Here is a 10,943-nt window from a genome sequence, read left to right as displayed (position 1 = left end):
AGCGGCTGACGGTGTCGAAGATGACGACGTCGCGCGGCCGTTCGGCGACGATGCCGAGCAGTTCGCGGGCGGCGGTCTCGGAGGTGTTGAGGGCGAAACGGAGGGGAACAAGGATGCCTAAGCGCACGGACATCCAGTCGGTCATGGTGATCGGCTCCGGGCCGATCGTGATCGGGCAGGCCTGCGAGTTCGACTACTCGGGGACCCAGGCCTGCCGCGTGCTGCGCGCCGAGGGCTTCCGCGTGATCCTCGTCAACAGCAACCCGGCGACGATCATGACGGACCCCGAGTTCGCCGACGCCACCTACGTCGAGCCGATCACCCCGGACATCGTCGAGAAGATCATCGCCAAGGAGCGGCCCGACGCGCTGCTGCCCACCCTCGGCGGCCAGACCGCGCTGAACACCGCGATCGCCCTGCACGAGGCCGGCGTCCTGGCCAAATACGACGTCGAGCTGATCGGCGCCGACGTGGACGCCATCCAGGCGGGCGAGAACCGCGAGCTGTTCAAGGGCATCGTGGCCAAGGTCGCCGCCGAGCGCGGCCTCAACGCCGACTCGGCCCGTTCGTTCGTCTGCCACACCCTGGACGAGTGCCTGGCCGCCGCCGGCGAGCTGGGCTACCCCCTGGTGGTGCGCCCCTCCTTCACCATGGGCGGCGTCGGCTCCGGCTTCGCCCACGACGAGGACGGCCTGCGCCGCATCGCCGGAGCGGGCCTCGACGCCTCGCCGACCACCGAGGTGCTCCTGGAGGAGTCCATCCTCGGCTGGAAGGAGTACGAGCTGGAGGTCATGCGCGACAAGGCCGACAACGTCGTCATCGTCTGCTCCATCGAGAACATCGACCCGATGGGCGTGCACACCGGCGACAGCGTCACCGTGGCCCCCGCCCTGACCCTCACCGACCGCGAATACCAGAACATGCGCGACGTCGCCATCGCGGTCATCCGCGAGGTCGGCGTCGACACCGGCGGCTGCAACATCCAGTTCGCCGTCGACCCGCGCACCGGCCGCATGGTCGTCATCGAGATGAACCCGCGCGTCTCCCGCTCCAGCGCCCTGGCCTCCAAGGCCACCGGCTTCCCGATCGCCAAGATCGCCGCCAAGCTGGCCATCGGCTACACCCTGGACGAGATCCCCAACGACATCACCAAGGAGACCCCGGCGTCGTTCGAGCCCTCGCTCGACTACATCGTGGTCAAGGTGCCACGCTTCGCCTTCGAGAAGTTCGCCGGGGCCGACCAGACCCTGACGACCCACATGAAGTCGGTCGGCGAGGCCATGGCCATCGGCCGCTCCTTCCCCGAGGCCCTGCAGAAGGCGCTGCGCTCGCTGGAGAAGAAGGGCGCGGTCTTCACCTGGGCGGGCGAGCCGGGCGGCAAGGACGACCTCCTCGCGGCCTGCCGCACGCCGCACGACGGCCGGCTGTTCACCATGCAGCAGGCCATCCGGGCCGGGGCCACGTCCGCGGAGCTGTTCGAGGCCACCGCGGTGGACCCGTGGTTCCTGGACCAGCTGTTCGCCATCGACGAGGTCGCCGCCGAGCTGCGCCAGGCGCCCCAGCTCACCGCCGAGGTGCTGACCCGGGCCAAGCGGTACGGCTTCAGCGACGTGCAGATCGCCGAGCTGCGCGACATGACCGAGCCCCGGGTCCGGGACCTGCGCCACGCGCTGGGCGTCCGGCCGGTCTACAACACCGTCGACACCTGCGCCGCCGAGTTCGCCGCCCGCACGCCCTACCTCTACTCCACCTACGACGAGGAGACCGAGGTCCCCTACGGGGAGCGCCCCAAGGTCCTCATCCTCGGCTCGGGGCCGAACCGGATCGGTCAGGGCATCGAGTTCGACTACGCGTGCGTGCACGCCTCCTTCGAGCTGTCGGCGGCCGGATACGAGACCGTCATGGTCAACTGCAACCCGGAGACGGTCTCCACCGACTACGACACCTCCGACCGGCTCTACTTCGAGCCGCTCACCCTGGAGGACGTCCTGGAGGTCGTCCACGCCGAGCAGCAGACCGGCCCGGTCGCCGGCGTCATCGTCCAGCTCGGCGGCCAGACCCCGCTCGGCCTGGCCCAGGCGCTCAAGGACGCCGGCGTCCCGATCGTCGGCACCTCGCCGGAGTCGATCCACCTGGCCGAGGAGCGCGGCGCCTTCGGCCGCGTCCTGGCCGAGGCCGGCCTGCCCGCGCCCAAGCACGGCACCGCGGTGACCGTGGAGGAGGCGCTGGCGATCGCCGAGGAGATCGGCTACCCGGTCCTGGTCCGGCCCTCCTACGTCCTCGGCGGCGCCGGCATGGCCATCGTCTACGACGACGAGACGCTGAGCACCTACATGTCCAAGGCCGGCGCGGCCAGCGACCACCCGGTGCTGGTGGACAAGTTCCTCGACGAGGCCGTCGAGATCGACGTGGACGCGCTGTTCGACGGCGAGGAGCTCTACCTCGGCGGCGTGATGGAGCACATCGAGGAGGCCGGCATCCACTCCGGCGACTCGGCGTGCTCGCTGCCCCCGATGACGCTCGGCAGCCACGACATCAAGCGCATCCGCACCGCCACCGAGGCCATCGCCCGCGGCGTGGGCGTGCGCGGCCTGCTCAACGTGCAGTACGCCATGTCGGCCAACATCCTCTACGTGCTGGAGGCCAACCCGCGCGCCAGCCGTACGGTGCCGTTCGTCTCCAAGGCCACGGCGGTGCCGCTGGCCAAGGCGGCGGCGCGGGTGATGATGGGCGCCACGGTGGCCGAGCTGCGCGCCGAGGGCATGCTCCCGGCCGAGGGCGACGGCGGCACCATGCCGCTGGACGCGCCCATCGCGGTCAAGGAGGCGGTGCTGCCGTTCAACCGCTTCCGCGGCGTCGACACCGTGCTGGGCCCGGAGATGCGCTCCACCGGCGAGGTCATGGGCATCGACGAGTTCTTCGGCACGGCCTACGCCAAGTCGCAGGCCGCCGCCTACGGCTCGCTGCCGACCGGGGGCCGGGCCTTCGTCTCGGTGGCCAACCGGGACAAACGTGCCATGATCTTCCCGGTCAAGGCGCTCGCCGACCTCGGGTTCGAGATTCTCGCCACCGAGGGGACCGCCGAGGTGCTGCGCCGCAACGGCGTCCATGCCAAGATCGTGCGCAAGCAGAGTGAAGGAACGGGCCCGGGGGGCGAGCCGACCATCGGCCGGCGCATCCTGGATGGTGAGGTGGATCTCATCGTGAACACGCCCTTCGGCAGCCCCGGCCAGTCCGGGCCGCGGCTGGACGGCTACGAGATCCGCACCGCGGCCGTGCTGCGGGGAATCCCCTGCATCACGACCGTCCAGGGGCTCGCCGCGGCGGTCCAGGGCATCCAGGCCGTCGTCCGCGACGACATCGGCGTACGGTCGCTCCAGGAGCACGCGGAGCGGCTGAGGGGACAGGCGAGTGCGGTGGGCGGCGAGGAATGAGCCGTCCGCGGAGCGGATGAGGAGCCGGGCGTGACCGCAGACACGTCGGTCACGGGACGGACGGGTGTGGCGGACGGCCGGCGATGAGCCGTCCGCGGAGCGAGTGAGGAGCCGGGCGCGACCACAGGCACGGCGGTTGCGGGGCTGAGGCCCCGGCGGAGGTGAGGGAGACGCCTGTTACTCCGGTACAGGTGACGGGCACGGTGCTGACGACGCGCCGGGTCGACGCCTACCATGCGCTGACCGTGGTCGCGCCCGGCATCGCCGAGCGGTTCCGGCCCGGCCACTTCGTCGCGGTGGCCGTCGGCGGGGCGCAGACGTCGATGCTGACGCGCCGTGCCTTCTCCATCCACGACGTCAAGCCCGACTACAGCGGCACGGTGGAGTTCGTCTTCACCGTGCGCGGCCCCGGCACGGCGTGGCTGGCCGAGCGCCGCGCCCGTGACACGCTTGACCTGGTCGGGCCGCTCGGCCGGCCCTTCCCGCTGCCGCGCGACCCGGTGACCTGCGTCCTGGTCGGCGGTGAGTACGGCTCGGCGACGCTGTTCCCCGTGGCCGACGTGCTCCAGCAGCGCGGCTGCCGCGTCGACTTCGTGCTGGGCGCGGCCTCGGCCGACCGGGTCTTCGGCGCGCTGCGCGCCCGCAGGATGGGGGAGACGACCACGCTGACCACCGAGGACGGCTCCCTGGGCCTGCGCGGCCGGGTGACCGACGTGCTGCCCGGCGTGATCGCCGACGTCCGGGCCGACGTGGTCTACGCCTGCGGCCCCATGTCGATGCTGCGCGGCGTCACCGCCGTGGCGGTCGAGTTCGACATCCCGGTCCAGGTGGCCGTGGAGGAGCGGATGGCGTGCGGGGTGGGCGTCTGCATGACGTGCGTGCTGCCGGTCATCGGCGACGACGGCGTGACCCGGATGGTGCGCTCGTGCGTGGAGGGGCCGGTCTTCCGGGGCGAGCGCGTCCGGTTCGACGACGTGGGGACGATCCCGTTCGACGCGCTCGGAGCGCCCGGTGGGGGATCGCGGAATGCCGGTTGACATGCGGACCTACCTGGGGCACGTGGAGCTCGTCAATCCGATCACCACGGCCGCGGGATGCGCGGCGTCGGGCTCCGAGCTGGCCCAGTTCTTCGACCTGGGCCGGATCGGCGCGCTGACCACGCGGTCGATCACGATGGCCCCCAGAGCGGGCCGTCCGACCCCCAGGATGGCCGAGACGCCCTCGGGCATGCTCAACGCCATCGGCCTGCAGGGGCCGGGCGTGGACGCCTTCCTGGAGCGCGAGCTGCCCTGGCTGGCCCAGCGGAACGTCAGGACCGTGGTCTCCATCGGCGGCGGCACCGTGGCCGAATACACCGCGCTGGCCCGCCGGCTCACCGACGCCCCCGGGGTGAGCGCCGTGGAGGTCAACCTGTCCTGCCCCAACATCGAGGACCGGGGGCGGGTCTTCGCCCGCGACGGGGCCGCCTCGGCCGAGGTGATCGCCTCGGTGCGCTCGGTGATGCGCTACGACGTGCCCGTGGTCGCCAAGCTCTCCCCGGACGTGGTGGACGTCGTGAGCGTCGCCCGCGCCTGCGTGGACGGCGGCGCCGACGCGCTCTCGATGATCAACAACCCGCTCGGCATGAGCATCGACACCGAGGCCATGCGCCCGTCGCTGGCGGCGGTCACCGGCGGCCTGTCCGGACCGGCCATCCGGCCGCTGGCCGTACGCTGCGTGTGGCAGGTCCACGCCGCGCTGCCCAGCGTGCCCATCATCGGCATGGGCGGCGTGCTGACCGGCAGGGACGCCTTCGAGCTCATCCTCGCCGGGGCCTGCGTCGTCGCCGTCGGCACGGCGCTGTTCCACGACCCCTACGCCTGCCTGCGCATCCTGCGGGAGCTGGAGGAGCTCCTGGCGGCGCGCGGCTTCCACCGGCTGGCCGACGCGGTCGGGCTGGCCCATCGCCCGCCGGGGGCGTCCACCCGGCACCGGATAGATCTAGAGGAGAGTTCCCTGTGACGCCCGCACCCATCGCCGTCGCCCTGGACGCACCCGACCTGGAGACCGCGGCCCACTGGGCGAGCCTGGTGACGCCGCACGTGAGCACGGTCAAGGTCGGACTCGAACTCTACCTCCGTTACGGCCCCGAGGTGATCGCCTCGGTGCGCGGCGCGAGCGGCGTGCAGATCTTCCTCGACCTGAAGCTCCACGACATCCCGAACACCGTCGCGGGCGCGGCCAAGGCGGTGGCGCGGCTCAAGCCCGCGATCCTGACCGTCCACGCGGCCGGTGGCCCCGCGATGATCGAGGCGGCGGTGGAGGCCCTGCCCGGCACCCAGATCGCGGCCGTGACGGTGCTCACGTCGCTCTCCGAGGCCGATCTGGAGCGGATCGGCCTGAGGGGTCCCTCCGACGACGCCGTGCGCCGTATGGCGATCATGGCCGTCGGCGCGGGCGCCCAGGCCCTCGTCTGCTCGCCGCGTGAGGTCGCCACGGTGCGGGCAGAGGTCGGGCCGGACATCACCCTGATCACTCCCGGCGTCCGCCCCGTCGGCGCCGAGAGTCAGGATCAGGCAAGGGTAGCGACTCCCGAGCGGGCACTCGCCGACGGGGCCGATCTTCTGGTGATCGGCCGCCCGATCACCGGCTCGGCCGACCCGGGGGCGGCCGCCGCGGGGATCGCCGCGGCGCTGCGGCGCACCCTCGCCGCCAGCGGGCGCGCGGTGTGATCCACGTCGCTTGAAAACACGGCGGTGAGCGCAGTTTCGTCGACGCTCGGCTACTTTTCGGCTACACAAAGTGACGAAGTAGATTTTCTAAGGGAAGAAACTGGCCTTGACGTTGCTTGGAGCGTCATGACCAGCTAGTTTCCCATCCCGTCCGAGTACATCGACAGGAAATTCGAGGTGACCCGGCGTGGCTCTTCCTCCCCTTACCCCTGAGCAGCGCGCCGCAGCCCTAGAGAAGGCTGCCAAGGCCCGCCGAGAGCGTGCCGAGGTTAAGAACCGCCTGAAGCATGGCGCGATCTCTCTGGCTGAGGTGCTCAAAGACGGGCAGGCTGACGACGTCATCGGCAAGATGAAGGTCTCGGCTCTTCTGGAGTCGCTCCCCGGCGTGGGCAAGGTCCGCGCCAAGCAGCTGATGGAGCGGCTGGGCATCGCAGAGTCCCGCCGCGTGCGGGGTCTGGGCGCCAACCAGCGCGCTTCGCTCGAGCGTGAGTTCGGCGGTGCCGAGAGCTAGTCTCGGTTCAGTAAGAACACGCTCACCCGCATCCGCGGGAAAGGCATCACGGGGGGTTTGGAGTGACCGGAACGTCGTGGCCCGACGAGAGTCGGACCCCGGAGGCAACCGCTGAGAGCGGGTCCGGTGGCTTCACCTCCCCGGTCGCAGGTCCGGTGGCGGCGCGAGCCTTCGCCGGACCGACCGGCAATCGCCTGACGGTCCTCTCGGGGCCGTCAGGCGTCGGCAAGTCCACGGTCGTCGCCGAGCTCCGGCGGGCACACCCCGAGGTGTGGCTGTCGGTCTCGGTGACCACCAGGAAGCCCCGGCCCGGGGAGACCCACGGGGTCGAATACTTCTTCGCCGACGACGACGAGTTCGACCGGCTGGCCGCCTCCGGCGAGCTGCTGGAGTGGGCCGAGTTCGCCGGCAACAGATACGGCACGCCGCGCGGCCCGGTGCTCGACAGGCTCGCCGCCGGAGTGCCCACCCTGCTGGAGATCGACCTCCAGGGCGCCCGCCAGGTCCGGGCCAGCATGCCCGAGGCGGTGCTGGTCTTCCTGGCCCCGCCGACCTGGGAGGAGCTGGAGAAGCGCCTGCGCGGCAGGGGCACCGAGCCCGAGGACGTCATCGCCCGCCGGCTGGCGGCGGGCCGGATCGAGATGGCGGCCGAGCAGGAGTTCGACCTGACTCTTGTGAACACGTCCGTCCAGGATGTATGTCATCGGCTGATAGCCTTACTGGCTGATGCTCCCGAGGCTTCGAGCCCCGGTCGTTCACCTAGCTAGGGGAAATCACAACGTGGCAACGAACGCCGCCTACTCCGAAGGCATCACCAACCCGTCGATCGACGCGCTGCTGGACATCGTCGACAGCAAGTACAGCCTTGTGATCTTCGGCTCGAAGCGCGCGCGCCAGATCAACGCCTACTACTCCCAGCTCGGCGAGGGCCTGCTGGAATACGTCGGCCCGCTCGTGGAGACCCACGCGCAGGAGAAGCCGCTGTCCATCGCGCTGCGCGAGGTCAGCGAGGGCCTGCTCACCTCCGAGCCGATCGAGGGCTAGTCCCACCGATGCGGACGCCTGGCGAGGGTGCGACGGCCGACCGGTCCGTACGGCGGGCGGAGCCGGGTGAGGGGGAGGGCCACCGTCCCGGGCCCGCCGATCCGGACGACCCGGCCCCCGGCCACCCATCCGGAGCCGACCTCCCGGGCCGCAGGCCCTCCGTCGTCCTCGGTGTGAGCGCGGGCATCGCCGCCTACAAGGCGTGCGAGCTGCTCCGCCTCCTGACCGAGTCCGGTCACGACGTCCGCGTGGTCCCGACCCGGGAGGCGCTGCGCTTCGTCGGCGAGCCGACCTGGGCGGCCCTGTCCGGCAACCCGGTGGCGGCCGACGTCTGGGACTCCGTGCACGAGGTGCCCCACGTCCGGATCGGGCAGAACGCCGATCTGGTGGTGGTCGCCCCGGCCACCGCCGACGTGCTCGCCAAGGCCGCCCACGGGCTGGCCGGCGACCTGCTCACCAACACCCTGCTCACCGCGCGCTGCCCGGTGGTCTTCGCCCCGGCCATGCACACCGAGATGTGGGAGCATCCCGCGACCCGGGCCAACGTGGCCACGCTCCGCGAGCGCGGCGCGATCGTCATCGACCCCGCCGTGGGCCGCCTGACCGGCGCCGACACCGGCCGCGGCCGGCTGCCCGACCCCAAGGAGATCTTCGAGGTCTGCCGCCGGGTCCTGGCCGGGCGCCCCGCGGACCTGGCCGGCCGCCGTCTGGTGATCTCCGCCGGCGGCACCCGCGAGGCGATCGACCCGGTCCGCTTCATCGGCAACCGCTCCTCGGGCCTGCAGGGCTACGCGCTGGCCCGCACGGCCGTCGCCCGCGGCGCCGAGGTCACGCTGGTCGCCGCGAACGTCGCCCTGCCCGATCCGGCCGGGGCCACGGTGGTCCGGGTGGAGTCGGCCGCCGAGCTGCGCGCCGCCGTGCTGGAGGCGCTGGAGGACGCCGACGCCGTGGTCATGGCCGCCGCCGTCGCCGACTTCCGGCCCGCGGCGCAGAGCGGCTCGAAGATCAAGAAAACCTCGGCCGACCCCGACCCCATCCATCTGGTGAAAAATCCCGACATCCTCGCGGAGCTGGGCGAGCGCCGCCGCGAGGGGCTCAAGCCATACCCGTCGGTGATCGTGGGGTTCGCGGCCGAGACCGACGACGTCCTGGCCAACGGGCGGGCCAAGCTGGCCCGCAAGGGCTGTGACCTGCTCGTCGTCAACCAGGTCGGCGACAACCTCGCCTTCGGCACGCCGGACAACGCGGCGGTGGTCCTGGCCGCCGACGGCGAGCCGGTGGAGATCCCGCGCGGCCCCAAGGAGGACCTCGCCGACGTGGTGTGGGACCTCGTCGCCCGGAGGCTTGCCTGATCCGCTTGCCGGAGATTCTCTGGCGGCGGATACTGCGTCCGGAGTGACCTGCGACGTTGCAGCATGAAGGGAATTGACCATGCCGGTCCCCGCCGCTGTCAGGGCCCGCTGCCGCGCCCTGCTCCCCCCTGGGGAGGACATGCGTTACATCCTGCCCGCGCTCTCGGTGGGCTCGCCGGGGATGGCGACCTTCCTGATCGTGGTCACCGACCGGTCGATCTCCGTGCTGTCCACCAAGTTCTTCGACCAGGACGCGCCGACCTCGGTCTACGCCACCCACGCCCGGCGGACGAGGCTCGGCCCGGTGGAGTTCTCCGCGGGCGCGGCCATCGAGCTCGGCGACATGGTGTTCGAGATCGACGAGGAGTACGCGGCGGTGGTGTGCGCCGCCGACGCCGAGGTCTTCGCCCCCGAGACGCTGCCGCCCGATCCGCTGCCCGACCTGTGACTCCGCGGCGCGCCCGGGCGCGCCCCGTCCGGACACGGCCCCACCGGCCCGCGTCCGGGCGGGGGAGGACGGATCGGCCCGGCGCGCGGAAAGAGAGCAAGATGGGATTTCACGTGGCCGCACCGGGTACGGCTAGACTTCGGCTCAGCGCTACTGGTGTCGTATAGACGCCAGAGCCCCCAGACGCCAGCAGCCGCTGCATGAGGAGCCACTGACTTGTCCCGTCGCCTGTTCACCTCCGAGTCGGTCACCGAAGGCCACCCGGACAAGATCGCCGACCAGATCAGTGACGCGATTCTCGACGCCATGCTCAAGGGTGACCCCAAGAGCCGCGTCGCGGTCGAGACGCTGATCACCACCGGTCAGGTCCACGTCGCCGGAGAGGTGACGACGGAGACCTACGTCGACATCCCCGGTCTCATCCGGGAGAAGATCCTCGAGATCGGTTACGACGCCTCTCACAAGGGCTTCGACGGCGCCTCCTGTGGCGTGTCGGTGTCCATCGGCGCGCAGTCGCCCGACATCGCCCAGGGCGTCGACGACGCCTACGAGGCCCGCGAGGGCGAGAACGCCGACGAGCTCGACCGCCAGGGCGCGGGCGACCAGGGCCTGATGTTCGGCTACGCCTGCCGGGAGACCCCCGAGCTGATGCCGTTGCCGATCCAGCTCGCGCACCGCCTCTCCGAGCGCCTGTCCCAGGTCCGCAAGGACGGCACCGTGCCCTACCTGCGCCCCGACGGCAAGACCCAGGTCACCATCGAATACGACGGCGACCGCCCGGTCCGCCTCGACACCGTGGTGGTCTCCACCCAGCACGCGGCCGAGATCGACCTCAAGGAGATGCTCGCGCCCGACATCAAGGAGCACGTGGTCGACCCGGTGCTCGCCGGCCTGGAGATCGAGACCGAGGGCTACCGCCTGCTGGTCAACCCGACCGGCCGCTTCGAGATCGGCGGCCCCATGGGCGACGCCGGACTGACCGGCCGCAAGATCATCGTCGACACCTACGGCGGCATGGCCCGCCACGGTGGCGGCGCCTTCTCCGGCAAGGACCCGTCCAAGGTCGACCGCTCGGCCGCCTACGCGATGCGCTGGGTCGCCAAGAACATCGTGGCCGCCGGTCTGGCCGACCGCGCCGAGGTCCAGGTCGCCTACGCCATCGGCAAGGCGCACCCGGTCGGCGTGTTCGTCGAGACCTTCGGCACCGAGAAGGTCGAGGCGGAGAAGATCCAGCAGGCCGTGCTGGAGGTCTTCGACCTGCGCCCGGCCGCGATCATCCGCGACCTCGACCTGCTGCGCCCGATCTACTCGGCGACCTCCGCCTACGGTCACTTCGGCCGCGCCGAATCCGGCCGCCAGGTCACGCCGGTCCGCTGACCACGCCGGTCCGCCAGGTCACGCCGGTCCGCTGACCACCCGGGTCCTGCCGGTGTCGCCGACCTG

Annotated in this window: 10 protein-coding genes; all 10 read left to right on the top strand. The window is 71.5% G+C overall.

Going from position 1 to position 10,943, the window contains the following annotated elements; translation table 11 throughout:
* Nucleotides 1-113 precede the first annotated feature (113 nt).
* The 10 genes from carB (at nucleotide 114) to metK (ending at nucleotide 10,877) form a co-directional block, all read left to right on the top strand.
* Nucleotides 114-3,434 carry a carbamoyl-phosphate synthase large subunit gene (carB, locus tag ACWDS7_RS42020; protein ID WP_451933828.1) on the top strand — a complete coding sequence of 1,107 codons (3,321 nt, stop codon included), beginning with the start codon at nucleotides 114-116 and terminating at the stop codon, nucleotides 3,432-3,434.
* A 161-nt stretch (nucleotides 3,435-3,595) separates the two neighbouring features.
* Complete coding sequence (locus ACWDS7_RS42015; RefSeq protein WP_370879591.1) at nucleotides 3,596-4,471, top strand: dihydroorotate dehydrogenase electron transfer subunit; 876 nt, start codon at nucleotides 3,596-3,598, stop codon at nucleotides 4,469-4,471.
* Nucleotides 4,461-5,435, top strand: coding sequence for a dihydroorotate dehydrogenase (locus ACWDS7_RS42010; protein WP_306857693.1), 975 nt, complete (start codon nucleotides 4,461-4,463; stop codon nucleotides 5,433-5,435). Before ACWDS7_RS42015 ends, ACWDS7_RS42010 begins: the two co-directional genes overlap by 11 nt.
* Nucleotides 5,432-6,145, top strand: coding sequence for an orotidine-5'-phosphate decarboxylase (gene pyrF / locus ACWDS7_RS42005; protein WP_451933827.1), 714 nt, complete (start codon nucleotides 5,432-5,434; stop codon nucleotides 6,143-6,145). The genes ACWDS7_RS42010 and pyrF overlap by 4 nt, the downstream gene beginning before the upstream one ends.
* A gap of 187 nt (nucleotides 6,146-6,332) precedes the next feature.
* Nucleotides 6,333-6,656: an integration host factor, actinobacterial type gene (mihF, locus tag ACWDS7_RS42000; RefSeq protein ID WP_012889515.1), complete on the top strand. Its 324-nt coding sequence runs from the start codon at nucleotides 6,333-6,335 to the stop codon at nucleotides 6,654-6,656.
* A gap of 155 nt (nucleotides 6,657-6,811) precedes the next feature.
* Nucleotides 6,812-7,423 carry a guanylate kinase gene (gene gmk, locus ACWDS7_RS41995; protein ID WP_451933826.1) on the top strand — a complete coding sequence of 204 codons (612 nt, stop codon included), beginning with the start codon at nucleotides 6,812-6,814 and terminating at the stop codon, nucleotides 7,421-7,423.
* Between the two features lie 13 nt (nucleotides 7,424-7,436).
* Complete coding sequence (rpoZ, locus tag ACWDS7_RS41990; protein ID WP_012889517.1) at nucleotides 7,437-7,700, top strand: DNA-directed RNA polymerase subunit omega; 264 nt, start codon at nucleotides 7,437-7,439, stop codon at nucleotides 7,698-7,700.
* Nucleotides 7,701-7,708: 8 nt separating this feature from the next.
* Entirely contained in the window at nucleotides 7,709-9,052 is a 1,344-nt protein-coding gene (gene coaBC / locus ACWDS7_RS41985; protein ID WP_451933825.1) for a bifunctional phosphopantothenoylcysteine decarboxylase/phosphopantothenate--cysteine ligase CoaBC, read from the top strand.
* Nucleotides 9,053-9,191: 139 nt separating this feature from the next.
* On the top strand, nucleotides 9,192-9,500 hold the full coding sequence (locus ACWDS7_RS41980) for a hypothetical protein (protein WP_306857701.1): 309 nt from the start codon (nucleotides 9,192-9,194) through the stop codon (nucleotides 9,498-9,500).
* Between the two features lie 216 nt (nucleotides 9,501-9,716).
* Entirely contained in the window at nucleotides 9,717-10,877 is a 1,161-nt protein-coding gene (gene metK, locus ACWDS7_RS41975; protein WP_451933824.1) for a methionine adenosyltransferase, read from the top strand.
* Nucleotides 10,878-10,943: the final 66 nt, after the last annotated feature.

Source organism: Streptosporangium sp. NPDC003464 (assembly GCF_053588315.1).
The sequence above is the reverse complement of the archived record's forward strand: the minus strand, read 5'-3'. Positions and strand labels throughout refer to the sequence as shown.

Excerpts from the sequence above, each read along its gene's own strand:
- ACWDS7_RS41980 (WP_306857701.1), top strand. The coding sequence starts at position 9,192 with ATGCGTTACATCCTGCCCGCGCTCTCGGTGGGCTCGCCGGGGATGGCG.
- carB (WP_451933828.1), top strand. The coding sequence starts at position 114 with ATGCCTAAGCGCACGGACATCCAGTCGGTCATGGTGATCGGCTCCGGG.
- ACWDS7_RS42010 (WP_306857693.1), top strand. The coding sequence starts at position 4,461 with ATGCCGGTTGACATGCGGACCTACCTGGGGCACGTGGAGCTCGTCAAT.
- coaBC (WP_451933825.1), top strand. The coding sequence starts at position 7,709 with ATGCGGACGCCTGGCGAGGGTGCGACGGCCGACCGGTCCGTACGGCGG.